Here is a 26,014-nt window from a genome sequence, read left to right on the forward strand (position 1 = left end):
ATGAAAGTACTTGTGCCAATCAAACGCGTGATTGACTACAACGTCAAGGCAAGAGTAAAGCCTGATAACAGTGATGTTGATTTAACCAACGTAAAAATGGCAATGAACCCATTCTGTGAGATTGCGGTAGAAGAAGCAATTCGATTAAAAGAAGCGGGTATTGCGACAGAAGTGATTGCTGTCTCTATTGGTGACAAAGCTTGCCAAGAGCAGCTTCGTACCGCACTAGCACTAGGCGCTGACAAAGCAATTCAAATTGATACAGATGCAAAGCTTGAGTCAATTCACGTTGCTAAGCTGTTAAGTAAACTTGTAGAGCAAGAGCAACCTGAATTAGTTATTTTAGGTAAGCAGTCTATTGATTCTGACAATAACCAAACGGGCCAAATGCTTGCTGCATTAACAGGTCGTAGCCAAGGTACATTTGCTTCAAAAGTGGTTGTTGAAGGTGGTAAAGCATTAGTTACTCGTGAAGTTGATGGTGGTTTACAAACTGTGTCTCTATCACTCCCAGCAGTTGTTACAACAGACTTACGATTAAATGAACCGCGTTATGCTTCTCTACCTAACATTATGAAAGCAAAGCGTAAGCCATTAGACGTAATTGCAGCTGACAGCTTAGGTGTTGATTTAGCACCTCGAACTGAGCTTTTAAAAGTTGAAGAGCCGGCTAAACGTGAAGCAGGTATCATTGTTGAAGACGTAGCAGAGCTTGTAAATAAACTAAAAACTGAAGCTAAGGTGATCTCATGAGTGTATTAGTAATTGCAGAGCACGAGCAGGGCGCTCTAAAACCTGAAACAGCTAAAGTTATCAATGCAGCAACAAAGATTTCAGACAATATTACAGTGTTAGTTGCAGGCCATTCAGTAGCAGCTGTCGCTGAATCGGCTTCTAAAATCGCAGGTGTTACGTCAGTAATTGTTGCTGATAAGCCTGTATTTGAACATCAGCTAGCAGAAAGTACTGCGGACTTAGTTGTAGAGCTTGCTGCTGATTATTCACATATTCTTGCAAGTGCTTCAACCACAGGTAAAAACACTTTACCTCGTGTAGCTGCTTTACTTGATAAGTCGCAGATTTCTGAAATCATTGATGTTATTGATGCAGACACTTTCAAGCGACCAATTTATGCGGGTAACGCAATCGCAACGGTTAAGTCAGCAGAAGATAAAAAGATTATTACAGTGCGAGCAAGTGCATTTGATGCACAAGGTGAACAGTCTGCAGTTGCAGTTTCATCTGTTGAAAGTGGTGCTGATAATACTCTGTCAGAGTTTGTTTCTGTTGAGCAAACTGAGTCAGAACGTCCTGAATTAAATGCTGCACCTGTCGTGATTTCAGGTGGTCGTGGTATGCAAAATGGTGAGAACTTTGCGCTACTAAATGGTATCGCAGATAAACTAGGCGCTGCGATTGGTGCTTCACGTGCTGCGGTAGATGCGGGTTTCGTACCAAATGACATGCAAGTAGGTCAAACAGGTAAGATTGTTGCACCAGACTTATACATTGCAGTGGGCATCAGCGGTGCAATTCAGCATTTAGCGGGTATGAAAGACTCTAAGGTGATTGTTGCTATCAATAAAGATCCAGATGCACCAATTTTCCAAGTTGCTGACTATGGTTTAGTAGCCGACTTATTTGATGTGTTGCCTGAACTAGAAAACGCATTATAAAAACAACAATAGTTTCTGGTTGTAAAGCCGCGCTCCATTTTATGGTCGCGGCTTTTTTAGTTGATATTACACGGTAAATTGACTGACTAAAGCTTTCAAGTGTGAGGCTTGTTTATCCAAAGACGCGCCAGCATGACTGGTTTGCTCGACAAGAGAGTTGTTTTGTTGAACACTTTGGTCGATTTGTTTAATGGCAATATTGATTTGTGATACCCCATTTGACTGCTCACTACTAGATAATGCAATGTCATTCATAAGTTTCGACAGAGTCTGTATACTACTTACAATATCGCGCAAGGTATTACCTGATTGCTCAGCGAGCATTAATCCATTTTCGACTTTGTCGGCACTGTCTTTCAGTAATCCTGAGATTTCTTTAGCTGCATCTGAGCTTCGTTGTGCTAACTGTCGCACTTCAGCGGCAACCACGGCAAAGCCTCGACCTTTTTCGCCCGCTCTCGCGGCTTCAACGGCGGCATTGAGCGCAAGTAGATTAGTTTGAAATGCAATGCCATTGATTACTTCAATGATATTAGAAATTTCATTTGAACTGTCACTAATGGCCTTCATTGCGGTAACTGTATTATTAACTAATTCACCACCTTCAATGGCTTGTTGGTCGGCATTTTGTGCGTGTTCATTTGCGGTTTGTGCATGCTTGGTATTACTGGTGACTTTATCAGTCACTTCACCCATAGAGACGGTGGTTTCTTCAATAGAAGCCGCTTGTGATTCTGTGGATGAATTTAACTCTTGTGTAGATTGACTTATCTGAGCTGAGGCATTCGCAACGGTATTCGCTGTTTCGTTAATTTCGGTGACCATAGCAGCAAGATTTTCGATACTTTGGTTTACGGAGTCTTTTAGACTTGCAAAATCACCTGAGTAGTTACCATTGATTTTTTTAGTTAGATCGCCTTGCTCTAAGGCATTCATCACGGTGATACAAGACTGTAATGGGGTAGAGATAGCATCTAGTGTGTCGTTGATTGAAGAAACTATATCTCTATAAGCTCCTTGATGTAACTCGACATCAGCACGCTTCGATAGTTCACCTGAATTAGCGGCACTAGATAACATAGCAGTGTCATTCAAGAGCAGGTTAATAGCATGAATACTTGTTTCAAAGCTGGTCAGGATTTTCTCAAAATCCCCTTTGAATTGGCTTTTATCTAGTTCAGGTATCTGTCCAATGGCAATATTATCAAGATAGTTTGACGTGAGTTGGACAGGTTTAATGATTGCATCCAGTGTTTGGTTAATCCCTGTGATAATAGATTTAAATTCTCCATTATGTGCATTGCTATCAGCACGATTTGAAAGCTCACCAGCTAAAGCTGAATCTACTAAATACGTAGAGTCTGATATCAGTAAGTTAATCGCTTTTGCGCTTTGTTCCAAAGATTGCTTAATCTTTAAGAAGTCACCTTGGTAGCTCCCTTCAATTTTACTTGGTATTTCACCACGTGAAATGGCTGTGAGGTATTTTTCTGTTTGTTGAACGGGCGACACGATAGCATCAAGCAAGCGGTTGATGCCCTGGCTTAGTGTCAGCATGAAGCCGTTTAGGTTGTCTACGCCTAACCTGGCGTCCAATTGGCCTGCTACCGCAGCATTAATAATGTCGTCTACTTTATTTTCTGTGTTTCTCTGTTCGGTTAGATCATTGAGTTCAACGACCACACCAATTACATCACTAGCATTATTTAAAACAGGGCTAGCTGTAACATTGAGGTAAACATGCTCGACATTCATTTCGAATTGAACTTGTTGGCTTTTAGCTTGTTCAATTTGTGGTTCATACTTACTCGACAATATTTGAATAATATTAGAGCCGATCAGTGTTGAAGGGCTGCTGATTAAACTCTGATAGCGATTGAACAGTGTATTTGTTTCATTATTAGCGTAAATAATTTCATTATTTGCCTTGTAAAGTAATACTGGGGAAGAGGCGTTATCTAATGCTTGTTTTATTCGACCACTTTCTTCTGCTTGTAATTTTTGTTGGAGCATTTGTTGGGTCAATTGCTCATTAGCTTCACGAATGTTGGTTTGCATCTTATCGAGTGAAGAGAGTAGAGCGCCAATCTCATCTTTACTAGTTGAGGTGATGCTATTATCTAAATTACCATCAGAGATCTGAGTTGCTACCTGTGAAGCTAATTTTATAGGGCGAGTGATCCAACGCTGAATTAGCAGTGCCATGATCACGATTACAATAAAAGAAACAGCTAGAGTGATTACCGTGCTTTCAAAGATCGCAGTTTCTTTTTCATCACGCAGTCTTTTTACTGCATTGTCAACATACTTATCTATGGATTGATTGAGCTCTTTTAGCTGTGTAGCAGCTGCTCTATCTATACCTTTAACCGCTTTGTCACCTGCTTGAGTATTGTAATTCGCATTTTCAAAATCAGACAAACCAATTCGATATAATTCGCCAAGCTTATTATGCTCAGTTTTAAATTTATTAAGTTGTGACTGGATAGCTTCTGGCAAATAGGCTTTAGCCATAAGCTCAGAAGTTAGGTTTTGTACAACCTTTTCTTGTTCTGTAAATTGCTTTAAATATTTCTCGAATTGATCAGGGTTTTCACCGCGAATAAGAATATTTTTCCACTCTTGAACTTGAGTTTTGAAAGTATTTAAGATGAGGTTAACTTTTAATTGTGCGCTTAACTCTTCTTTAATAAGCACATCGTATTCTTGAGCGATATATTTAACAGAGTTGATTGCGAACATTGCACTGAGAAGTACTAAGGCTAATCCACTAAAAACTGTGGTTAGTAACTTCGCTTTTACAGTCTTCATCTTCGTTCCCTAAAATTATTTCAGTATTATGAAGACTAGTGAAAAAAAATATAAATTCAATTACTTGGTTGGATAAAAACAACAAAAGGCCGATAAATCGGCCTTTTGTTAGAGTGATTACTTAAATTTTAGAAGAAGGCTCTAAAACCAAGTTTAAAGTTTCTTCCTGGAAGCGGTGCTTGCTCTTTAATTACAGAAGTATGAACGAAACCTAATTCATCCGTTAAGTTATCGATATTAAAATAAGCCATTACATCATTACCGGCGACATCAAAATCATACTGCATACTGAAATCAACCAACGTATAACCGTCTGTTTTACTCTCATAGGCAGTGATTTTATTTTGACTTGCGTAATGGGTAACAGTTACATCTGCAACTAAGTTGTCGAGTGCGTATTCGTACTTAATGCCAATTTTATTGCTTGGAATACGAGGTAAATAACTTGAGTCTTTTAGTTTTGCCGTAATTGAGTCAGCAAATAGCTTAACCGTATTTTCTTCATTCAGCTTGTAGTGAGTATCTAGTTCAAAACCATATAGCTCAGCATCCTGGCTCTTGAATTGGTATACAGGCAACGCACCTTCATGCTCATGATCTGCTTCTTCAATACCGTGTTCAGAAGAATAAATTAGGCCTGTATTTTCTTGGTAATAATAGTTTTCTACATCGTTATAGAAGAAGTTTAGTGTGTAACCAAAATCACCAGTGAACTTTCTAAAGCTTAGATCAAAGTTTGTCGAAACTTCTTGTTGAATGTCTTCTGGTTCGAAGTGGGCTTCTCCATCTTCTAAATGATAACCAAGACCTAGCTCGTAAGTACTTGTTGCGATATGGGTACCGTTAGAAAGTAGTTCCGCGGTTAAAGGTGAGCGTTCAGAGTGTGACAAGTTAACAGCAATGTTCTGTCCTTCTGCATAATCATATACACCACCAATTGAGTAGCTCATATTAGTTTGGTTTAACTCGTATGCAAATAAACGTTTTTCATCATGCTCTTCGTGATCGTGATCGTGATCGTGATCGTGATCGTGATCGTGATCGTGATCGTGATCGTCATGCTCTTCGTGTGCTTCTTCAGAGATAACACTAGACAGTTGGTAATCTTCAATACGGGCACCTAATTCAAGAGTAAAGTCACCAAACTTTTTTTCTTCTAAGACATAAAGCGCATGACTTCTTGTTTCAGTAGCAGGCGTAAATGCCTCTGCACCTTGAGCTTCATAATCACTATCAGAGAAATGATAACCAATAATACCATGCCAGCCAGCAAGTTTATGCTCAACACTCGTTCTCAATTCAGACGTTTTATTTTTGAAAGTTGTGCCTACAGCACCGCCTTCAATCTCACTGTGTTGATAATCAGTGAAGCCCGCTTTTACGTTGATATTTTCAATGTAATGATTGTGCAGAGCGTAATTAAAAAGCGCTTGCCAACGGTCTTGTTTTACCCGTGCAAAAACACTTTCTTCATTATGACCTTCGTCTTCATGAGATTCATGTTCATCTTCTTCATGGCCTTCATGCTCGTGTTCTTCGTGCTCATGTTCTTCATGACCGTGATCATGACCAGCATGGCTATGAGCTGGAATACCATAATCAGTATCAATTCTGCCAAATGAGAATCCTAAAGTTAGGTGGTCATTTACATAGCTTGTACCAAAATTAACCTGTTGAGAGTCGATGAATGTATTTGGTACTGATTTTAAAAGTTCCTCGTGTTCCTCGTGCTCTTCATGTTCACCGTGCTCTTCATGTTCATCATGCTCTTCATGTTCACTATGTTCTTCATGAGAAGGGTACTCAGGTGCGTCATAATCTTTGCCATTTCTTACCACACCGTCAAAATGGAAATTTAATCCATCTTTACCTGTTTCGAATAAAGCAGCATAAGTATTCGTGTTAGACACAGTATCGAAGCTATACCCAACAGCACCTGTTGATGTCTCAATGATGTCTGTCGGGATACGGTTATCTACAACGTTTACAACACCACCTATTGCACCAGAGCCATAAAGTAGGGTTGCTGGGCCACGTAATACCTCTATTTGTTCTGCTGATAAACTTTCGTTACTAGTCGCATGGTCAGGACCAATACGAGAAGCGTCGCTACTATCTAAGCCATTTTGCGTGATTTTTACTCTTGGACCATCTAAGCCACGAATAATTGGGCTAGAAGATACTGGCCCGAAGTAGCTAGCATTAATACCTGGTTGACCTTTAAGTGTCTCGCCTAGAGTTGGCTTAGCTTGCTTTTTCAATTCATCGCCAGATAAAACTGAAACAGGTGATGCCATTTCTAAATTATTTTTATGAAGGGCAGAGGCATAGACAACGATGCTTTCAACTGAACTAGGCTCTAAAGACACTAGTACGTTACCTTGATCTGCTTTGATATCAATTCGCTGGTCAATGTAATTGTTTTTAGTGATGTGTAGTTGACTATCAGAATCAGTATTGATGCTAAATTTACCAAATCTGTCAGTAATAACAGATTGCTTTTTACCATGCAGGTGAACTTTAGCACCAGATATAGGTTGCTTGTTTGAGTCAATCACTTTACCCGTGATTTGCGCGGCATATGCATTACCTGTAGACAAAGCTGTCAGAATTGCAGTCGCAATTATAGAGTGTTTTTTCATCTTAGTACTTCATTAATGTTCTCAGTTATAGTTATGGTATAACAACACCATGCCTGCGATCAACGAATGTTATACTGTAGCTTTGTTGAATTATCGCATTTTTGACCTAAAGTTAGTTCATTAGGGATAGGAGTATCTGATGAGCAAACCTTTTGTCTTTAAAGCAAGGTTAAAAGTGGCGGATCTTTTTCACCATGCAAATCATATCGAAGTGTTTACAGCTGCTGTCGCAAAAAGAGAAAGTCTAGATCACTTTTTGCTAAGGATATTAGGGTTTTGCGCACTTTCTTACAACCAGCACACTTTTTTAAATCAAAAGTCTGATAAATCGTATCCGGATGTTTGGTGTGAAAACGATGAGCAAAAGATTGTCTTAGCCTTATATGTGTCAGAGTTAGACATAGGCGAAATTAACCGACTGTGTAAACTTTACGATAAACTTTTGATTTTAACTATCGAAGGTGAGCGCTGGTATGAAGAAATATCACCACAATTAATACAACATCACAATATTAGTATTTTCACCCTTAAAGCAAGCTTCTTAGAAGATCTAAAAACAAACTTAACCAATAGTATGCACTGGGATATTTTAATTGAAGAGAATTCGATGAGTGTGAGTGATAAGTCAGGTTACTACCAAACAGAAATAAAACAACTTTGTTAATACTAGAGTAATGTGATTGAAATATCAGTTAAAGGCTTAGAGCAACACATTAATACTTCACCATCTCTTACAAATGCTAACGGCTCTTGGTTGTAAATCACTTCACCTGAGTTAAGTTTGGCTCTACATGCACCACAAAACCCCTCTCTACATTGATAAGTGACTTCAATATTTGCTTTTTCGAGTGCATCTAGTATTGAAGGGCACTGAGCCGCAAATGTAAGCGGCTCAGAATGTTCTTCAATAGATATTTTTGAACTGGGTTTCGAATTCATTATAAATCGAAATCACCGAAGTCAGATGCATCAACTTGAGAGTCGATTTGGCCGACTAGGTAAGAGCTGATCTCAGCTTCTTGCGGAGCAACTTGTACGTTGTCTGATACTAACCAGGCATTAATCCAAGGGATTGGGTTGCTCTTAGTTTCAAAAATAGGCTTTAAACCAACAGCTGACATACGAGTGTTAGTGATGTATTCAACATATTGGCAAAGGATGTCTTTGTTTAGACCAATCATAGAGCCGTCTTTAAACAGATATTCAGCCCATTCTTTCTCTTGCTGTGCAGCTTCTTCGAACATGCGAATTGCTTCAGCTTCACATTGCGCAGCAACAATAGACATCTCAGGATCGTCTTTACCTTCTTGCATAATATTTAGAATATGCTGAGTACCAGAAAGGTGAAGGGCTTCGTCACGGGCGATAAGTTTGATGATCTTTGCGTTACCTTCCATTAGTTCACGCTCTGCAAAAGCAAATGAACAAGCGAAGCTGACATAGAAGCGTATAGCTTCTAAAATGTTTACAGACATGATGCAAAGATAAAGTAGTTTCTTAAGCTCAAATAAGTTAATTCGAACTTCTTCACCATTAATTACATGCTTACCTTCACCGTAAAGGTTATAAATCGATACCTTCTCGATTAGCTCGTCGTAATATTTAGTAACCGCATCAGCACGCTCATTGATTTTATCGTTGCTTACGATGTCGTCAAAGATAACTTCAGGTGACTGTGTTACGTTACGTATAATATGTGTATATGAACGGCTATGAATAGTTTCACTGAACGCCCAAGTTTCAATCCAAGTTTCAAGCTCAGGGATTGAAACAATAGGTAATAATGCAACATTTGGCGAACGGCCTTGAACACTATCTAGCAATGTTTGATATTTCAAGTTGCTTAAGAAAATGTGTTTTTCATGTTCAGGCAACGCCTGGAAATCTAAGCGGTCTTTAGACACATCAACTTCTTCTGGACGCCAGAAAAATGATAGCTGCTTTTCAATTAATTTTTCAAAAATAGGGTATTTCTGCTGGTCATAACGTGACACGTTTACAGTTTGACCAAAAAACATTGGTTCTTTTAACTGGTCGTTATGATTTCTGCTAAATGTGGAATAAGACATATTTTTTAATACTCGATAACGCAAAAAAGTGAGCAAGCACAATGCTTACTCACGTCTTAATTAAATTTTACACGCGCCGCCTTCGCAGCCATCATCTTCAATTTCTGGTTTTAATTCGTCTTGAGAGTCTGATGCACCATCACGTGTATTGTGATAATAAAGTGTCTTAACACCCAACTTATAAGCAGTAAGCAGGTCTTTAAGAAGCAACTTCATTGGTACTTTACCACCTTCAAAGCGAGTTGGATCATAATTCGTGTTAGCAGAGATAGTTTGGTCAATAAACTTCTGCATGATACCTACAAGACCAAGATAACCGTCATTCGAAGGAATGTCCCAAAGTAGCTCATATTGATCTTTTAACTTTTCATACTCAGGCACTACCTGCTTCAAGATACCATCTTTACTTGCTTTAACACTGATATGGCCACGAGGTGGCTCAATACCATTTGTTGCATTTGAGATCTGTGATGAAGTCTCTGATGGCATCAGTGCAGATACAGTTGAGTTACGCATACCATGTTCTTGAATGCTTGCGCGCAGTGCATCCCAATCAAGACGAAGCGCTTCGCTACAAATTTTATCTAAGTCACGCTTGTAAGTATCAATCGGCATAATACCTTTTGAATACGTTGTCTCATTGAACTTAGGACATGCACCACGCTCTTTGGCAAGTTCATTTGAAGCTTTCATTAGATAGTATTGAATCGCTTCAAATGTGAGGTGAGTTAGGTTATTCGCGCTGCCATCAGAGTACTTAACGCCATTTTTCGCAAGGTAATAAGCATAGTTAATTACACCAATACCTAGCGTACGACGACCCATAGTTGCAGTGTGTGCAGCAGGAACCGGATAGTCTTGGAAATCTAATAGATTATCAAGTGCACGAACAGCAAGCTCAGCTAATTCTTCAAGTTCATCTAGAGAGTCGATTGCGCCAAGGTTAAAAGCTGATAGCGTACATAGCGCGATTTCACCTTCTGGATCATTAATGTGTGAAAGCGGCTTTGTTGGCAGCGCAATTTCAAGACATAAATTAGACTGACGAATAGGCGCAACCTTTGAATCAAACGGGCTATGCGTATTACAGTGGTCAACGTTTTGTAAGTAAACACGGCCAGTACTCGCGCGCTCTTGTGCGAACATAGAGAATAGCTCAATCGCTTTAATGCGCTTTTTACGAATAGACTCATCTTGCTCGTACTGCGTATATAAACGCTCGAACTCTTCTTGATCTTCGAAGAATGCATCGTAAAGCCCCGGTACATCTGACGGGCTGAACAGTGTAATGTAGTCGTCTTTGATAAGGCGAGCGTACATTGTTTTGTTGAACTGCACACCGTAATCTAGGTGACGAACGCGGTTTTCTTCAACACCACGATTGTTTTTAAGTACCAGTAGGTTTTCTACTTCTAAATGCCAAAGTGGATAGAAGAGGGTAGCTGCACCACCGCGCACACCACCTTGTGAACAACTTTTAACAGCCGTTTGGAAGTGCTTATAAAAAGGAATACAACCTGTGTGGTAAGCTTCACCGTTACGAATTGGGCTACCTAGGGCACGAATACGACCAGCATTTATACCAATACCAGCACGTTGACTGACATATTTAACGATTGCCGATGAAGTCGCATTGATTGAGTCTAAGCTATCACCCGTTTCAATTAATACACAAGAGCTGAATTGACGCGTTGGTGTACGAACACCTGCCATAATAGGTGTCGGTAATGAAATCTTGAATAAAGAAACCGCATCATAGAAACGTTTGATGTAATCAAGACGAGTTTCTTTAGGGTAATCAGAGAATAAGCTTGCAGCAACAAGAATATATAAAAACTGAGCACTTTCGTAGATTTCGCCAGTTACACGGTTTTGTACAAGGTACTTACCTTCTAACTGTTTCACCGCTGCATAGCTAAAATTTAAGTCACGGCTATGATCTAAGTAGTTATCAAGCTCGTCAATTTCTTGCTCGGTGTAATCGATAAGAAGGTGTTGATCATAACGCTTTTGTTCAACCAGCTTCGTAATGTGGTCATATAAACGTGGTGGCTCAAATTGGCCATATGCTTTTTTTCGTAAATGGAAAATAGCTAGACGTGCAGCAAGATACTGGTAATCCGGAGAGTCTTTATCGATCAAATCGGCAGCAGCTTTAATGATAGTTTCATGAATATCTTCAGTACGGATCCCATCATAAAATTGAATGTGTGACTTTAATTCAACCTGAGAAACTGAAACATTATCTAAGCCTTCTGCAGCCCAAGTAATGACGCGGTGAATTTTATCGAGATCGAGCGGCTCTTTGCGGCCGTTTCTTTTACTGACAGATAACTGTTGGTTCATAGCTGTGCCTGTAATCCTTCGGATTGAATATTTAAAAAATAAATGGCGAAAAAAAGCTCAGGTTTTGACCACTATATATGGTGGTTCTTCTGATTGGGATCACAAGATAGTGGGGTTCAATTTAATTTGCAATAGCAAGGTAAATGCACAAATGTGGATAAGTTTGGGATAAATAAAAAGTGTTAGTAACTATTAACCTTTTGAGGTTTGATGCAAGTAACCTCAGCAGGAAATCAATAAAAATGATGCTATTTTTAAAGAAAATAAAAAAAATTTAGAGTGTTTTCTTAATGAGCAGCTTGTGGTGATGAAAGAGCCAAAACACTAGATATAGTGTTTTGGCGTAAATGTGAGCACTAGATATGGTCTAGTACTAAAAGTGGGTTAGTTAAATTTAGATCTGCTTGCCAACTGTACGCGTCTTCAAGACTTGGGATGTATCCCCACAAAGCACAAGCAGAAGTCATACCTGCCGCTTTTGCAGCTTGAATATCTCGTTGTGCATCACCGACATAAAGACAATCGGATGAACTAATGCCTAATTGTTCCGCTGCATATAATAATGGCTTTGGTGAAGGCTTAGCTTCATCTAACGTGTCTCCACAAACAATAACTTCAATTTCTTTGAGTGCTGAAATTTTCCCAACAAGTGGTAAAGTAAGGAATGTGGGCTTATTCGTCATGATTGCGACTTTAATATCATCATTATGCAAAGACTGAATTAATTCTGGTACACCATCAAAGCAATTCGTATGCACTGCAATATTGGCTGCATAATGGTCAAGAACATCTTGTCTTAAGCTAGCTAAATCAAATTCAACGAGCCGGCTACCAAAGCCAACATCTAAGAGCGCTTTTACGCCATCAGAAATTGCAGGGCTATATACTTCTCGAGAAACAGCAGCAAGCCCATTTATTTCAAGAACGTGGTTTAAAGCAGCCCCCAAGTCGTCAGTGGTGTCGAGTAGGGTGCCGTCTAAATCGAATATGACAGCCTTCATCAATCAAGTTTCTCGAAATGAAGTAAGTAATTCACACTGACATCATCAGTTAAGGTGAATGTTTTATTGATTGGGTTGTAATTGATCCCCGCACTAGCACGTACTTTAAGGCCTGCTTTTTCAGCCCAGCCAATTAAAACAGAAGGACGAATAAACTTATCGTGTTCATGTGTACCCTCAGGTACCATTTTTAGAATTTTTTCTGCACCGACGATAGCAAGCAAATACGCTTTAATCGTTTTGTTTAAAGTTGAAAAGAATACACTTGCGCCAGGCTTTGCCATTTGTGCAGCAGCTTGGATAATAGATTCAGGGTCTGGGACGTGCTCAAGCATTTCCATGCACGTTACTACATCAAATTGCTCAGCATTGTTTACTGCAAATTCCTCTGCGGGTACTTTTATATAGTCAACTGTCACACCCACTTCTAAAGCGTGCAGTTTTGCTACATTGAGCGGCTCTTGGCCTAAGTCTATACCCGTTGCTTTGGCACCCAGCTTCGCCATGCTTTCAGTTAAAATACCGCCACCACAGCCGATATCGACAACTTGCTTATCAAATAAATTATTAGACTTGTCATTAATAAAATCGAGACGTAACGGATTAATATCATGAAGGGGTTTGAATTCTCCTTCTGTATCCCACCATCTTTCTGCGATGCTCTCAAATTTCGCAATTTCTTGTGGATCTACATTTTGATGCTCGGTCATAAAAAACTTCCTCGTGAATCTGAGCGCATTTAAATTGGATTATTTCAAAATCACACGGATTTTGCGCCTGTAATAATTATAAATCTGTGTTAGCATGGGTGTTGATATTAATAATAACTTAATCTCTAGGGCACTTGATAGTGCTAATAGAGATAGACTCTGAAGGAAAGTGCAATCAATGACTGATCTCGCCAATGAAATCCTCCCGGTCAATATCGAAGACGAGTTAAAAAATTCATACCTAGATTACGCGATGAGTGTAATCGTGGGTCGTGCATTACCAGACGTACGTGACGGTCTAAAGCCCGTTCACCGTCGTGTATTATTTGCCATGAATGAGCTTCGTAACGACTGGAATAAGCCTTATAAGAAGTCGGCTCGTGTTGTCGGTGATGTTATCGGTAAATACCACCCGCATGGTGACAGTGCTGTATACGACACCATTGTTCGTATGGCTCAGCCTTTCTCTCTACGTTATATGCTGGTTGACGGTCAAGGTAACTTCGGTTCTGTTGACGGTGACTCTGCTGCTGCGATGCGTTATACCGAAGTACGTATGGCAAAAATGTCGCACGAACTACTTGCTGATCTTGAAAAAGAAACCGTTGACTATGTACCTAACTACGATGGTACAGAGCAAATCCCTGATGTATTACCAACTAAAGTACCTAACTTATTAGTGAATGGTTCTTCGGGGATCGCTGTAGGTATGGCGACCAACATTCCACCTCATAACTTAACAGAGGTGATCAATGGCTGTTTAGCGCTTATTCAAAACCCTGATTTAACGATTGAAGAGTTAATCGAATATATCCCAGGTCCAGATTTCCCAACTGCTGCGATTATTAACGGTAAGAAGGGCATCGAACAAGCCTATAAAACGGGTCGTGGTAAGGTATACATTCGTGCACGTGCTGAAATTGAAGTGGATGAAAAAACAGGTCGTGAAACGATCATCGTTCATGAAATTCCTTATCAAGTTAACAAAGCGCGTTTAATCGAAAAAATCGCTGAGCTCGTAAAAGATAAGAAAATCGAAGGCATTAGTGCGCTTCGTGACGAATCTGATAAAGACGGTATGCGTATCGTTATTGAGGTTAAGCGTGGTGAAGTGGGTGAAGTTCTATTAAATAACCTTTACGCACAAACACAAATGCAAACTGTATTCGGTATGAATATGGTTGCACTTGATAATAATCAACCTAAGTGTTTCAACCTAAAAGAAATGCTTGATGCGTTTATTATCCACCGTCGTGAAGTTGTTACTCGTCGTACGGTATTCGATTTACGTAAAGCCCGTGATAGAGCGCATACACTTGAAGGTTTAGCAATTGCACTTGCGAATATCGACCCAATTATTGAGTTAATTCGTAAGTCACCAACGCCTTCTGAAGCGAAACAAGCCCTTGTTGCGCGTCCTTGGGAGTTGGGTACAGTTAAAGCTATGCTTGAAAAGGCTGGTGAAGACAATGTTGCACGTCCAGATTGGTTAGCTGCTGAGCTAGGTATCCGTGATGGTCAGTACTATTTATCTGAACAACAAGCACAAGCTATTCTTGATTTACGTTTACACAAGCTAACAGGTCTTGAGCACGAGAAAATCCTTGGTGAATATCAAGAACTATTAGATCTAATTGCTGAGCTTCTATATATCCTTTCTTCACCTGAAAGATTAATGGAAGTAATCCGTGATGAACTTGTCGAAATCAAAGAGCAATATGGTGATGAGCGACGTACTGAAATCAGTGCTGCTGCCCACGATATTAGCCTTGAAGATCTGATCAATGAAGAAGATGTAGTTGTAACACTTTCTCACGAAGGCTATGTAAAGTATCAGCCATTATCTGATTACGAAGCGCAGCGCCGTGGTGGTAAAGGTAAAGCAGCAACTAAGATGAAAGATGAAGATTTCATTGAACGTCTGTTAGTTGCAAATACACACGATACCATTTTGTGTTTCTCAACAGCCGGTAGAATGTACTGGTTAAAAGTGTACCAATTACCACTGGCATCACGTCAGGCTCGTGGTAAGCCAATCGTTAACTTGTTACCGCTAGAAGCGGATGAACGTATCACAACCATTTTGCCGGTTCGTGAATATGAAGATGACAAGTATGTATTAATGGCAACTGCGAACGGTACAGTTAAGAAGACACCTTTAACAGCTTATAGCCGTCAGCGTGCAAGCGGTATTATTGCAATTAACCTTAATGAAGGTGATAGCCTAATCGGTGCAGACATCACAGATGGCAGTAACGACATCATGCTATTCACAGATCACGGTAAAGTAGTTCGATTCAACGAAAAACTTCGTGATTCAGAAACAGGTGAAGTTAAGATCGATCCTGAGACTGGTGAAGAAATGCTTGCTTTACGTCCTATGGGCCGTACAGCAACCGGTGTTCGCGGTATTAAGATGCCTGAAGGTGTTAAAGTTGTATCATTGATCGTGCCTAAGAATGACGGTGCAATCTTGACTGTTACAGAGAATGGCTATGGCAAACGTACACCTCTAGAAGACTACCCAGCGAAGAGCCGTGCAACACAAGGTGTTGTATCAATTAAGGTATCGGAGCGTAACGGTAACGTAGTCGGTGCGGTGCAAGTTGAAGATAACCATGAAATCATGATTATCTCAAACCGCGGCACGCTTGTTCGTACCCGTGTTAACGAAGTTTCTACTGTCGGCCGTAACACACAAGGTGTTATTTTGATAAGAACTATTGACGAAGAACAAGTAGTTGGTTTACAACGTATCGAGGAAATCGAAGTTGATGAATTACCTGAAGATGGTTCTGAAGCAGTAGTGCAAGATAACCCAGAAGGTACACAAGAGAGTAGCGAAGATACTCCGAGTGAATAAATCTTAAAAAGCGGCTTCGGCCGCTTTTTTTAACTCTAAAAAGCGTGAAGTTATTTATAACGATAACTCAATACGTTCACAAATATACAGTTTAGGAATGAGGAAATGACGGTATATAATTTTTGTGCTGGTCCGGCAATGTTGCCACCAGAAGTAATGAAAAAAGCACAACAAGAATTCTTAAATTGGCAGAACTTAGGTGTATCTGTCATGGAAGTGAGCCACAGAGCTCAGCCTTATCTAGAAATGGTAAAAGAGTGTGAAGCAAGCCTTCGTCGTTTAATGAATATTTCAGATGAATTTGAAGTTTTATTTATGCATGGCGGTGGTCGAGGCCAATTTGCAGCTGTGCCTTTAAATCTTCACCTAGATGATGCACCTGGTGTTTATGTTGAGAATGGTATTTGGTCAAGCGGTGCAACTAAAGAAGGTGCAAAATTCACTCAAGTAGAAGGTATTAACATTCGCACTGATGTAGATGGCCAATTCGATATTCAGCCAGTTGAACAGTGGAAATTACCTGAAAAAGCGTCGTTTATTCATTATTGTCCTAACGAAACAATTGATGGGATTGAGATATACGATGTGCCAAAGCACGATGCACCTATCGTGGCAGATATGTCTTCAATGATCTTGTCACGTGAAATTAATGTAGATGATTTTGATCTAATTTATGCGGGTGCTCAGAAAAATATAGGCCCTTCAGGCTTATGTATTGTTATCGTGCGTAAAACCTTACTAGAGCGAGAAGGTTTACCTCGCCCAGCTATCCTTGACTATGCGATTGAAGCAAAACAAGGCAGTATGTATAACACGCCGCCAACTTTTGCTTGGTATTTAGCAAATGAAGTATTTCAATACCTAGAGTCAATTGGTGGTGTTAAAGCAATGGAAGCGCATAATAAGAAAAAAGCAGCGATCCTATATGACTATATTGATAGTTCAGAATTCTATTCTAATAAAGTTGCTACACACTGTCGCTCACTGATGAATGTGCCATTTTGGCTTAAAGATGACACTTTAAACGATAAGTTCTTATCTGAAGCTGAAGCCGCAGGATTACTTGCACTTGAAGGTCATAGATTTGTTGGCGGTATGCGTGCAAGTATTTATAACGCAATGTCAGTAGAAGGTATTGAAGCTCTAGTCGCGTTTATGGATAAATTTGCACAGGAAAATAGTTAATGGAACAACTTACCTTAAAGCCAATTAAAAAGGTAAGTGGTTCAGTTACCTTACCTGGCTCAAAAAGTCTATCGAACCGAATCTTGCTGCTTGCAGCACTTGCTGATGGTGTGACGCAAGTCACTAACTTGCTTGATAGCGATGACATAAGACACATGCTAAAAGCGCTTGGACAGTTAGGCGTTAAGGTTGAACTTAACGAAGACAAGAGCATCGCAACTGTGCATGGTGTTTCAGGCAAATTTAAAACGCCTGATGAACCACTATTTTTAGGGAATGCTGGTACTGCATATCGTCCTTTGACAGCTGTCTTAGCTGCTATTGAAGGCAATTATGAGTTGATTGGTGAACCAAGAATGGAAGAGCGCCCGATAGGTCATTTAGTTGATGCATTAGATTCTATTGATGCAGATATTACTTACCTTAAAAATAAAGACTATCCCCCTTTAAAAATCCTAGGTAAAAAGCTAGTAGGCGGACATGTAGAAATTGATGGCAGTATTTCAAGTCAGTTTTTGACAGCGATTTTAATGGCGGCACCTTTATTCGATGGTGATTTAAATATCTCGATCATTGGTGAATTAGTTTCAAAGCCCTATATCGATATTACAATTGGTGTGATGGCAAAATTTGGTGTGCATGTAGAAAATGACAATTACCAGCATTTTGTTGTTAAAGCAGGTCAAGGCTATCAGTCACCAAAGAGCATTATGGTAGAAGGGGATGCCTCATCTGCGTCTTACTTTATTGCTGCTGCAGCCATTAATGGTGGTGAAATAGAAATTAATGGCGTCGGCAAGGCAAGTGTGCAGGGTGATATTGGTTTTGCAAAAGTAATGGAGCAAGTTGGCGCGAAGATCGATTGGTATGATGAAAAACTGGTCGTTCGCAAAGGCGAATTAAACGGCGTTGATATCAATGCCAATGCAATTCCTGATGCCGCTATGACATTAGCGACTGTGGCACTGTTTGCTAAAGGCAAAACGGCTATTAGAGACATATACAACTGGCGTGTAAAAGAAACAGACCGACTACATGCAATGGCAACTGAATTAAAAAAATTAGGTGCTGAAGTTGTTGAAGGCAATGACTTTATTGAAGTTACGCCACCAGAAACATTGAATTTAGTTGATATAGATACTTATGATGATCACAGAATTGCTATGTGTTTTTCAATGGTCGCTGTAGGCGGCCAAGAAGTGATCATTAATGACCCTAAATGTACGGCTAAAACCTTCCCAACTTATTTCGATGTACTAGCATCTTTGAGTACTCATTAATCTCCCAAGATCTTGAAAAAGCAGGGTTATAAGATTATAGCCCTGTACCTCAATTATATTATTTAACAAAAAGTTACAGCTAAAACAGGATCTATTCATAAAACATGATGTATAATGCCGCGGAATTTTTTGGTGAGCATTTCAGGAGGTTTAAATGCAGGCTGCAATGCCAGTTATCACCGTTGACGGTCCAAGTGGTTCGGGTAAAGGAACTGTTTGTCGTTTATTAGCTGAAAAATTGAATTGGGAAGTGCTAGATAGTGGTGCGATTTACCGCGTTTTAGCGCTTGCTGCAATTCATCACCACATAGAATTAGACAATGAAGAGGCATTAGTGCCTCTTGCTGCTAATCTTGATGTGCAATTTCCAATCGACCGTGAAACTAAATCATGTAAAGTGATCTTAGAAGGCGAAGACGTAAGCTTAACGATTCGTAATGAAGAAGTGGGCGCAGCGGCTTCAAAGGTTGCTGCATTACCGCGAGTTCGTGAAGCTTTGTTGCGCCGCCAGCGTGCATTTAGAACCGAAGCAGGTTTAATTGCAGATGGTCGAGATATGGGCACAGTTGTATTTCCAAATGCGGAAGTTAAGATTTACCTTACAGCAAGCGCAGAAGAGCGTGCTCAACGTCGTTTCGACGAGTTGAATGGTCGTGGGTTAAATGTTACACTAAGTGGTCTTCTTGCTGATATTCAGGCGAGAGATGACAGAGATATGAATCGCAAAGTAGCGCCACTGGTGCCTGCTGAAGATGCCATTGTAATTGATACGACAACATTAAACGCTGAACAAGTGTTTAATGAAGTTCAAAACATCCTTGAACAAGCCGTTGTAAATGGTAAGTTAAAACAATCTCTTATAGCATAGATTTTTAATGTACTGACAGGAAGTCGGTGCTCGTTAAACTACCCCATGCGGCATGGTTGCCAATTGGATTATTAAATATTTAGAGACGTATAATGTCAGAAAATTTTGCGCAGTTATTTGAAGAAAGCCTAAAGGGTTTTGAAGCAGAACAAGGTTCAATCGTTAAAGGTACTGTTATCTCAATCGAGAACAACATCGTTCTTGTTGACGCTGGCCTTAAATCTGAAAGTGCAATCCCTGCTGAGCAATTCAAAAATGCTGCTGGTGAACTAGAAGTTGCTGTTGGTGATGAAGTAGACGTAGCACTAGATGCTATCGAAGATGGTTTCGGTGAAACTATCCTTTCTCGTGAGAAAGCTAAGCGTCACGAAGCTTGGATCCGTCTTGAAAAAGCATGTGAAGAGCAAGAGACTGTTACTGGTATCATCAATGGTAAAGTTAAAGGCGGTTTCACTGTTGAAGTTGATTCAATCCGTGCATTCCTACCTGGTTCACTTGTTGATGTTCGTCCAGTACGTGACACAACTCACCTTGAAGGTAAAGAGTTAGAGTTCAAAGTAATCAAGCTTGACCAGAAGCGTAACAACGTTGTTGTTTCTCGTCGTGCAGTTATCGAGTCTGAAAACTCACAAGAGCGTGATGAACTACTTGCTAACCTTGTTGAAGGTCAAGAAGTTAAAGGTATCGTTAAGAACCTTACTGACTACGGTGCATTCGTAGACTTAGGTGGTGTTGATGGTCTTCTACACATCACTGACATGGCTTGGAAGCGCGTTAAGCACCCAAGTGAAATCGTTAACGTTGGTGACGAAATCGCAGTTAAAGTACTTAAGTTCGACAAAGAGAAAACTCGTGTTTCTCTAGGTCTTAAGCAACTTGGCGAAGATCCATGGGCAGCTATCGCTGGTCGTTACCCTGAAGGTGCTAAGCTTTCAGGTCGTGTAACTAACCTAACTGACTACGGTTGTTTCGTTGAAATCGAAGAAGGTGTTGAAGGTCTAGTTCACGTTTCAGAAATGGATTGGACTAACAAAAACATCCACCCTTCAAAAGTTGTTTCACTAGGTGACACAGTTGAAGTTATGGTTCTTGAAATCGACGAAGAGCGTCGTCGTATTTCTCTAGGTCTTAAGCAGTGTATTGCTAACCCATGGCAAGAATTTGCTCGTCTACAGAACAAAGGCGACCAAGTTACTGGTAAGATCAAGTCAATCACTGACTTCGGTATCTTCATCGGTCTTGAAGGTGGTATCGACGGTCTTGTACACCTATCTGACATCTCTTGGAACACTCCAGGTGAAGAAGCGGTACGTGAGTACAAGAAAGGCGACGAAATCACTGCAATCGTACTTCAAGTTGACCCAGAGCGTGAGCGTATCTCACTAGGCGTTAAGCAAATTGAAGCAGATCCTTTCAATAACTACCTAGACGCAAACAAAAAAGGTGCTATTGTTAAAGGTAAAGTGACTGAAGTTGACGCGAAAGGTGCAACTGTTGAGCTTATCGAAGGTGTTGAAGGTTACATCCGTGTAGCTGACATCGCTCAAGAGCGTGTTGAAGATGCAACAACTGTTGTTTCTACAGGCGACGAAATTGAAGCTAAATTCGTAGGTGTTGATCGTAAGAACCGTACTATCAGCCTATCAGTTAAAGCTATGTTCGAAGCTGAAGAGAAAGAAGTTCTTGAGAAGCTTAAGAAAGAAGAGCCAGCATTCGAAAATGCAATGGCTGCAGCTTTCAAAAACGCTCAGAAAGACTAATTTCGAGTACAGATAGAAAGGGCACTTTTGCCCTTTCTTTTTATTTTGAGGAAAAATTATGACAAAGTCAGAATTGATAGAACAGTTAGCTGAACAACATATTCATATTCCTGTGAAGGACGTTGAAAATGCCGTTAAAGAGATTCTTGAACAAATGGCAGGGTCATTAGCAGATTCAGATCGCATTGAGATCCGTGGATTTGGTAGTTTTTCGCTACATTACCGTGCCCCTCGTACAGGTCGTAATCCAAAAACTGGTGAAACAGTTGAATTAGATGGTAAACACGTCCCACACTTTAAGCCTGGTAAAGAGCTTAGAGATAGAGTAAACGCAAGTATTGCAGGTTAAGGGTAGGGTAGCAGTTGGTAAAGATCGCCAAAAAAGGATTGTTGTTAGTTCTAATAGTTTTAGCTTTTGTAATAGGTTCTCAAAATCCTTCAGAAGTACAAGTAAACTATATTTTAGCGAGTAGCACTTTACCTCTTGCCACTATTCTCGCAATCACATTTATTATTGGGTTGTTGATTGGTTGTTTAATCGGCACTGCTTCGGTTTCTAAACTAAAGTGGCAGAATTACCGTTTAAATAGAAAAGATAAAGTAAACGCTGATCAGATAAATACTCAATAATGATAGAACTGCTGTTTTTACTTCTTCCTGTTGCTGCTGCTTACGGTTATGTAATGGGAAAGAATAGTGCTAAGAATCAGGCTCATGAACACAGCAGAAAAATAACTTCCGAATATAGTAAAGGGCTAAAATTCTTACTAGACCGTGAAGAAGATCAGGGCCTTGAGCACCTTATTCAACTTCTTGAAGTCTCTGCTGACTCTGTAGAGCATTACCTTACTTTAGCCAGTTTATTTCGCAAACGAGGCGAAATAGATAGAGCAATCAAAATTCATGAACTCCTTCTTAATCAGCCAAATTTAGATGAACGCATCATGTCTGATTGCAGACTAGAGCTTGCGCAAGATTACATTATGGCAGGCTTACTAGACAGTGCTGAAGAGCATTTAATCATTTTGGTTAAGTCAAATAACACACAAGCGCTAGAGCCAATTATCAATTTATACTCACAAATGAGCGAATGGCAAAAAGGTGTGAATATGTTTGAAGCTCATAGTGATTTATTTAGTAAAAGAAGTCATTGTGCCGCAATCGCCAACTTCTATTGCGAAACTGCATTATCTAATCAAACGCCCAAATTAATGGAAAAGACGTTTGCACTAAACCATAAAACAATTCGTCCTATGTATGAACTAGGTTTAGACGCTTACAATAATGAGGATTATGTAAAGAGTATATATTACTGGCGAAAACTAATCTGCAGCTTTGCAGACACGGCACCAATCTATATGGAAAAACTTGAGCACAGTTATAATGCACTCAACTTGCAGTCTCAGTTTTATGAGTTGATCAGTGAGCTATTACCTAAAGGCGGTATGCTGATAAAAATAAAACATTGCCAATCTTTATTAGAATTAAACAAAGGCAATGAAGCGATAGAATTTCTAACTGATAGTTTAAAACGTGAGCCATCAATTAGAGGTTTTAGTTATTTATTAAAACTGCTGAGTAGTAAAAACCACAAACTACAAGATGTATTACATGAAATAGACCATTTGGTTACGTCATACATCAATACCAAACCAGAGTATCAGTGTCGACACTGTGGTTTTACAAGCCATAAATTATATTGGCTTTGTCCTTCTTGTAAGCACTGGGAGACCATACGCCCAAATAAAGGCGTAGATGGTTTTTAAGGCTTATTTAACTTTATTCGATTAGGATTATTATGTCTCAACACGATTCTAAAAAGGTCTTAATTGCGCTTGATTATGACAATGAACAAGCAGCATTAGACTTTGTTAAGCAACTTTCTCCTCAAACGTGTCGCCTTAAAGTCGGTAAAGAAATGTTCACCTATTTCGGTCCTCAGTTTGTTAAACAGTTAGTTGACTTAGGTTTTGATGTCTTTTTAGACCTAAAATTCCATGATATTCCTAATACAGTTGCTAAAGCTGTAACAGCCGCTGCTGAGCTAGGTGTGTGGATGGTTAACGTACATGCAAGTGGTGGTCTAGAAATGATGCAAAAGGCAAAAGAAGCCTTAGCTAAATATGAAAATGGTCCATTACTGATTGCTGTAACTGTTTTAACAAGCATGGATCAGGCACAGTTATCACGCTTAGGTGTTGATAAAACGCCACAAGAGCAAGTTTTATACCTTGCAAAGCTTGCACAAGAAGCTGGCCTTGATGGTGTGGTATGTTCAGCCCAAGAAGCTGAAAGCTTAAAAACTGAATTAGGTGCTGACTTCAAATTAGTGACACCAGGTATTCGCCCTGTTGGTGCAGATGTAGGCGACCAAAAGCGTATTATGACACCAAAGAAAGCGGTTGAAGCGGGAAGTGATTATTTAGTAATTGGACGACCAATTACAAAAGCCAAAGATCCTGTGAAAGCGTTAGAAGCAATTAATTTAGAAATTAATGCTTAACCTGAAAGTTAAACGTATTAAAAAAACAAAGGCAGCGTAAGCTGCCTTTTTCTAAAGTAGTTTTGTTTACTTTTCTTTCAAAGAAATAGACTTAGCTTCGATATCAATCAGGCCTTGCTTAAACAAACCGCCGATGGCTTTTTTAAAGTTTGCTTTACTTGAACCAAAACGTTTCTTAATTTCTTCAGGATCAGATTTATCGCCAAGAGGAATAAAGCCCTCTGAGTTTTTAAGTTCTGACAAAATCTGCTCACCTAGGTCTTTAAATTTTTCAACGCCTTGCTTTTCAAGTACGACATCTATTTTGCCATCTTCTCGAACTTGTTTGATAAAACCTTTCAATTTCTGACCGATAAACAGCCTTTTGAAAACGGTATTAAAAAACACTACACCTGTGTGGCTGTCATTAATGATAACTTTGAAGCCAATATCCGTTTTAGAAGCGACGATTAAATCAACTTCTTCGTTTGGTTTATATGACGGTGTTTCTTTGTCTAAAAATTTCTTTAAGTTGCTAGAAGCACAAATACGTTTACTTGCATTATCTAAATATAACTTTACAAGATAGCTATAGCCTTCACGCATTTTTGGTTTTTGCTCATTGTATGGAGACAAAATATCTTTATCGATACCAATATCTAAGAAAGCACCAACCTTATTTATTTCTTTAACACGTAATAAAGCGAAATCGCCCACTTGGGCAATCACATCTTTAGTCGTAGCAGTTGGGTGACCTAAATTATCTTGGTAGATGAAAACCTGAACGCTATCACCTTCTTCTAAATATTCTGGTACTTCAGATTTCTTCAGAAATACTTCGCCTAGTTGACCGCCGTCTAAATAAGCCCCTTCAGCGCAAAGCTCAGTGATTTGTAAATGTTGTTTTGTGCCTAACATAATTATTCCTCAGTTGGCTTTGGCTTACGTCTTAATGGTGCTGCACCATCTACGTCAAATGGCGCAGGGATAGGCTTTTTATTTTTCTTAATCGGTTTTTTATATGGTTTTTTGTTAACCTTGTTAACCTTTTTAACCGTATCTTTTGATTTAGGGTTAACTTTTTTGGCCGGCTTTGGTGGTCTAAGACCTTTAAATTTACCTTCTAACCCTTCAATGACTTTAAAGTCAGGGATTTCGTGTAAATATGACTTAATGGCCAGATAACTCTTCCAATCTTTAGGACCAACAAATGATACTGCAACACCTTTAAAGCCAGCACGTCCAGTACGACCAATTCGGTGAACATATTCTTCAGCTTGTTTAGGAAGATCGAAGTTAATAACGTGCGTGACGCTTAACAAGTCAAGACCACGCGAAGCAACGTCTGTGGTCACTAATATTTTGAATAAACCGCGACTAAAAGAATCCATAATATCTAAACGTTTAGCTTGCGTTAAATCACCTGCAAGACCTACTGCTGAGATATCCATTTCTTTAAGTATTTCACTAATGCGCTGCGTGTCGTTTCTAGTAGCTGTAAAGATGATGCATTGACCAACAGAATCATCTGTCACTAAATGTTTGAGAAGTGCTTCTTTGTGGTCAAGGTGATCAGCAAAATATAGCGCTTGCTCAATATCGTCGTGCTTCTGTTGCGCATCACTCAAAATGATGCGTTTTGGTGTTTTTAATAGCTGACGAGAAGTGACTTCAACTTGTGCATGGTCTAAAGTCGCCGAAAATAGCAATGTTTGTCTTAGGCGATGATCTGCAGATTGATTGATTAAATTTAATTGTTCTTCGAAACCTAAATCTAACATGCGATCAGCTTCATCGAAAATTAACAGTTCTAAACCGTTTAATTGCACGGTGTTTTGAGAAAGGTGATCAGCCAAGCGACCTGGGGTAGCCACAACAATGTGTGGGTTTTTACGAAGTGCTTTCACTTGGTCGTTAAAGTTCTCACCACCGAGAATTTTTACTAAAGAAATATTGGTGCTTGCAATTAACAGTCGGCATTGATTAAAAACTTGTGTCGCGAGTTCACGTGTAGGTGCAATGATAAGCGCTCTTGGATCGCGCTTACTTAATGCTTTTTGCTTCATTATTCTGTGCACTGCAGGCAGTAAGAAAGCCAATGTCTTACCAGAGCCAGTTTTAGATTGTGCAAATACATCGTGACCTGCGATTGCAGTCGGAACGGCCTGAGCCTGAATTTCAGTAGGTGAAACTATCCCTTGGTGCGAAAGTTGTTGAGCCAAGCGGCTATCAATACCTAATTCGGTAAATTGCAAAGTTACTACTCCAAATAAAGTTTAAGCAGCAATTATATCAAACAGAGTTCTGCAACACAGGGATAT

The 26,014-nt window shown here is 39.7% G+C and carries 21 protein-coding genes; 12 read left to right on the forward strand and 9 right to left on the reverse strand.

Annotated elements, in window-relative coordinates:
* A complete protein-coding gene (locus AC1HJP_RS11530) occupies positions 1-753 on the forward strand; it encodes an electron transfer flavoprotein subunit beta/FixA family protein (protein ID WP_138482334.1) in 753 nt (250 codons plus the stop codon).
* Positions 750-1,676, forward strand: a complete 927-nt coding sequence (locus tag AC1HJP_RS11535) for an electron transfer flavoprotein subunit alpha/FixB family protein (protein WP_480361951.1) — start codon at positions 750-752, stop codon at positions 1,674-1,676. Before AC1HJP_RS11530 ends, AC1HJP_RS11535 begins: the two co-directional genes overlap by 4 nt.
* A gap of 66 nt (positions 1,677-1,742) precedes the next feature.
* Here the strand turns inward: AC1HJP_RS11535 and AC1HJP_RS11540 are convergent, their stop codons facing one another.
* Together AC1HJP_RS11540 and AC1HJP_RS11545 are read right to left on the reverse strand one after the other, a co-directional pair.
* Positions 1,743-4,487, reverse strand: a complete 2,745-nt coding sequence (locus AC1HJP_RS11540) for a methyl-accepting chemotaxis protein (RefSeq protein ID WP_480361952.1) — start codon at positions 4,485-4,487, stop codon at positions 1,743-1,745.
* 128 nt (positions 4,488-4,615) lie between these two features.
* Positions 4,616-7,129: a TonB-dependent receptor gene (locus AC1HJP_RS11545; RefSeq protein WP_480361953.1), complete on the reverse strand. Its 2,514-nt coding sequence runs from the start codon at positions 7,127-7,129 to the stop codon at positions 4,616-4,618.
* A 139-nt stretch (positions 7,130-7,268) separates the two neighbouring features.
* Here AC1HJP_RS11545 and AC1HJP_RS11550 point away from each other — a divergent pair, with 139 nt between their 5' ends.
* Positions 7,269-7,793, forward strand: a complete 525-nt coding sequence (locus AC1HJP_RS11550) for a YaeQ family protein (RefSeq protein WP_480361954.1) — start codon at positions 7,269-7,271, stop codon at positions 7,791-7,793.
* Between the two features lie 2 nt (positions 7,794-7,795).
* Here the strand turns inward: AC1HJP_RS11550 and yfaE are convergent, their stop codons facing one another.
* The 5 genes from yfaE to ubiG form a co-directional block, all read right to left on the reverse strand.
* Positions 7,796-8,068, reverse strand: coding sequence for a class I ribonucleotide reductase maintenance protein YfaE (gene yfaE, locus AC1HJP_RS11555; RefSeq protein WP_138482325.1), 273 nt, complete (start codon positions 8,066-8,068; stop codon positions 7,796-7,798).
* Complete coding sequence (gene nrdB / locus AC1HJP_RS11560; protein WP_138482323.1) at positions 8,068-9,198, reverse strand: class Ia ribonucleoside-diphosphate reductase subunit beta; 1,131 nt, start codon at positions 9,196-9,198, stop codon at positions 8,068-8,070. The genes yfaE and nrdB overlap by 1 nt, the downstream gene beginning before the upstream one ends.
* 60 nt (positions 9,199-9,258) lie before the next feature.
* Positions 9,259-11,544: a class 1a ribonucleoside-diphosphate reductase subunit alpha gene (gene nrdA, locus AC1HJP_RS11565; RefSeq protein ID WP_480361955.1), complete on the reverse strand. Its 2,286-nt coding sequence runs from the start codon at positions 11,542-11,544 to the stop codon at positions 9,259-9,261.
* A gap of 356 nt (positions 11,545-11,900) precedes the next feature.
* Positions 11,901-12,545, reverse strand: coding sequence for an HAD family hydrolase (locus tag AC1HJP_RS11570; RefSeq protein ID WP_480361956.1), 645 nt, complete (start codon positions 12,543-12,545; stop codon positions 11,901-11,903).
* A complete protein-coding gene (gene ubiG, locus AC1HJP_RS11575) occupies positions 12,545-13,255 on the reverse strand; it encodes a bifunctional 2-polyprenyl-6-hydroxyphenol methylase/3-demethylubiquinol 3-O-methyltransferase UbiG (RefSeq protein ID WP_480361957.1) in 711 nt (236 codons plus the stop codon). The genes AC1HJP_RS11570 and ubiG overlap by 1 nt, the downstream gene beginning before the upstream one ends.
* A 178-nt stretch (positions 13,256-13,433) precedes the next feature.
* Between ubiG and gyrA the strand changes: the two genes are divergently transcribed.
* The 9 genes from gyrA to pyrF all read left to right on the forward strand — a co-directional run bounded on the left by gyrA (position 13,434) and on the right by pyrF (position 23,714).
* Positions 13,434-16,118 carry a DNA gyrase subunit A gene (gene gyrA / locus AC1HJP_RS11580; protein ID WP_480361958.1) on the forward strand — a complete coding sequence of 895 codons (2,685 nt, stop codon included), beginning with the start codon at positions 13,434-13,436 and terminating at the stop codon, positions 16,116-16,118.
* Positions 16,119-16,223: 105 nt separating this feature from the next.
* Positions 16,224-17,303, forward strand: coding sequence for a 3-phosphoserine/phosphohydroxythreonine transaminase (gene serC / locus AC1HJP_RS11585; RefSeq protein WP_480361959.1), 1,080 nt, complete (start codon positions 16,224-16,226; stop codon positions 17,301-17,303).
* Positions 17,303-18,583, forward strand: a complete 1,281-nt coding sequence (gene aroA, locus AC1HJP_RS11590) for a 3-phosphoshikimate 1-carboxyvinyltransferase (protein WP_480361960.1) — start codon at positions 17,303-17,305, stop codon at positions 18,581-18,583. Before serC ends, aroA begins: the two co-directional genes overlap by 1 nt.
* A gap of 154 nt (positions 18,584-18,737) precedes the next feature.
* On the forward strand, positions 18,738-19,451 hold the full coding sequence (gene cmk / locus AC1HJP_RS11595) for a (d)CMP kinase (RefSeq protein WP_480361961.1): 714 nt from the start codon (positions 18,738-18,740) through the stop codon (positions 19,449-19,451).
* A 92-nt stretch (positions 19,452-19,543) separates the two neighbouring features.
* Positions 19,544-21,211 (forward strand): 30S ribosomal protein S1, encoded by a 1,668-nt coding sequence (gene rpsA / locus AC1HJP_RS11600; RefSeq protein ID WP_480361962.1) that lies wholly within the window; start codon positions 19,544-19,546, stop codon positions 21,209-21,211.
* Between the two features lie 58 nt (positions 21,212-21,269).
* Positions 21,270-21,560 carry an integration host factor subunit beta gene (gene ihfB, locus AC1HJP_RS11605; RefSeq protein WP_404389479.1) on the forward strand — a complete coding sequence of 97 codons (291 nt, stop codon included), beginning with the start codon at positions 21,270-21,272 and terminating at the stop codon, positions 21,558-21,560.
* Positions 21,561-21,574: 14 nt separating this feature from the next.
* Positions 21,575-21,841 carry a lipopolysaccharide assembly protein LapA domain-containing protein gene (locus AC1HJP_RS11610; RefSeq protein WP_138568557.1) on the forward strand — a complete coding sequence of 89 codons (267 nt, stop codon included), beginning with the start codon at positions 21,575-21,577 and terminating at the stop codon, positions 21,839-21,841.
* A complete protein-coding gene (locus tag AC1HJP_RS11615; RefSeq protein ID WP_480361963.1) occupies positions 21,841-22,977 on the forward strand; it encodes a lipopolysaccharide assembly protein LapB in 1,137 nt (378 codons plus the stop codon). Before AC1HJP_RS11610 ends, AC1HJP_RS11615 begins: the two co-directional genes overlap by 1 nt.
* 32 nt (positions 22,978-23,009) lie before the next feature.
* Entirely contained in the window at positions 23,010-23,714 is a 705-nt protein-coding gene (pyrF, locus tag AC1HJP_RS11620; protein WP_480361964.1) for an orotidine-5'-phosphate decarboxylase, read from the forward strand.
* A 66-nt stretch (positions 23,715-23,780) separates the two neighbouring features.
* Here pyrF and AC1HJP_RS11625 read toward each other — a convergent pair whose 3' ends face one another.
* Both AC1HJP_RS11625 and AC1HJP_RS11630 read right to left on the reverse strand, forming a co-directional pair.
* Entirely contained in the window at positions 23,781-24,617 is an 837-nt protein-coding gene (locus AC1HJP_RS11625) for a CvfB family protein (protein ID WP_480362008.1), read from the reverse strand.
* Positions 24,614-25,948: a DEAD/DEAH box helicase gene (locus tag AC1HJP_RS11630; protein ID WP_480361965.1), complete on the reverse strand. Its 1,335-nt coding sequence runs from the start codon at positions 25,946-25,948 to the stop codon at positions 24,614-24,616. The genes AC1HJP_RS11625 and AC1HJP_RS11630 overlap by 4 nt, the downstream gene beginning before the upstream one ends.
* Positions 25,949-26,014 lie beyond the last annotated feature (66 nt).

Source organism: Pseudoalteromonas sp. NFXS53, assembly GCF_056629255.1.

What these genes read in the sequence shown, in the direction of transcription:
- AC1HJP_RS11530 (WP_138482334.1), top strand. Translation starts at nt 1, where the DNA reads ATGAAAGTACTTGTGCCAATCAAACGCGTGATTGACTACAACGTCAAG.
- AC1HJP_RS11535 (WP_480361951.1), top strand. Translation starts at nt 750, where the DNA reads ATGAGTGTATTAGTAATTGCAGAGCACGAGCAGGGCGCTCTAAAACCT.
- AC1HJP_RS11540 (WP_480361952.1), bottom strand. Translation starts at nt 4,487, where the DNA reads ATGAAGACTGTAAAAGCGAAGTTACTAACCACAGTTTTTAGTGGATTA.
- AC1HJP_RS11545 (WP_480361953.1), bottom strand. Translation starts at nt 7,129, where the DNA reads ATGAAAAAACACTCTATAATTGCGACTGCAATTCTGACAGCTTTGTCT.
- AC1HJP_RS11550 (WP_480361954.1), top strand. Translation starts at nt 7,269, where the DNA reads ATGAGCAAACCTTTTGTCTTTAAAGCAAGGTTAAAAGTGGCGGATCTT.
- yfaE (WP_138482325.1), bottom strand. Translation starts at nt 8,068, where the DNA reads ATGAATTCGAAACCCAGTTCAAAAATATCTATTGAAGAACATTCTGAG.
- nrdB (WP_138482323.1), bottom strand. Translation starts at nt 9,198, where the DNA reads ATGTCTTATTCCACATTTAGCAGAAATCATAACGACCAGTTAAAAGAA.
- nrdA (WP_480361955.1), bottom strand. Translation starts at nt 11,544, where the DNA reads ATGAACCAACAGTTATCTGTCAGTAAAAGAAACGGCCGCAAAGAGCCG.
- AC1HJP_RS11570 (WP_480361956.1), bottom strand. Translation starts at nt 12,545, where the DNA reads ATGAAGGCTGTCATATTCGATTTAGACGGCACCCTACTCGACACCACT.
- ubiG (WP_480361957.1), bottom strand. Translation starts at nt 13,255, where the DNA reads ATGACCGAGCATCAAAATGTAGATCCACAAGAAATTGCGAAATTTGAG.
- gyrA (WP_480361958.1), top strand. Translation starts at nt 13,434, where the DNA reads ATGACTGATCTCGCCAATGAAATCCTCCCGGTCAATATCGAAGACGAG.
- serC (WP_480361959.1), top strand. Translation starts at nt 16,224, where the DNA reads ATGACGGTATATAATTTTTGTGCTGGTCCGGCAATGTTGCCACCAGAA.
- aroA (WP_480361960.1), top strand. Translation starts at nt 17,303, where the DNA reads ATGGAACAACTTACCTTAAAGCCAATTAAAAAGGTAAGTGGTTCAGTT.
- cmk (WP_480361961.1), top strand. Translation starts at nt 18,738, where the DNA reads ATGCAGGCTGCAATGCCAGTTATCACCGTTGACGGTCCAAGTGGTTCG.
- rpsA (WP_480361962.1), top strand. Translation starts at nt 19,544, where the DNA reads ATGTCAGAAAATTTTGCGCAGTTATTTGAAGAAAGCCTAAAGGGTTTT.
- ihfB (WP_404389479.1), top strand. Translation starts at nt 21,270, where the DNA reads ATGACAAAGTCAGAATTGATAGAACAGTTAGCTGAACAACATATTCAT.
- AC1HJP_RS11615 (WP_480361963.1), top strand. Translation starts at nt 21,841, where the DNA reads ATGATAGAACTGCTGTTTTTACTTCTTCCTGTTGCTGCTGCTTACGGT.
- pyrF (WP_480361964.1), top strand. Translation starts at nt 23,010, where the DNA reads ATGTCTCAACACGATTCTAAAAAGGTCTTAATTGCGCTTGATTATGAC.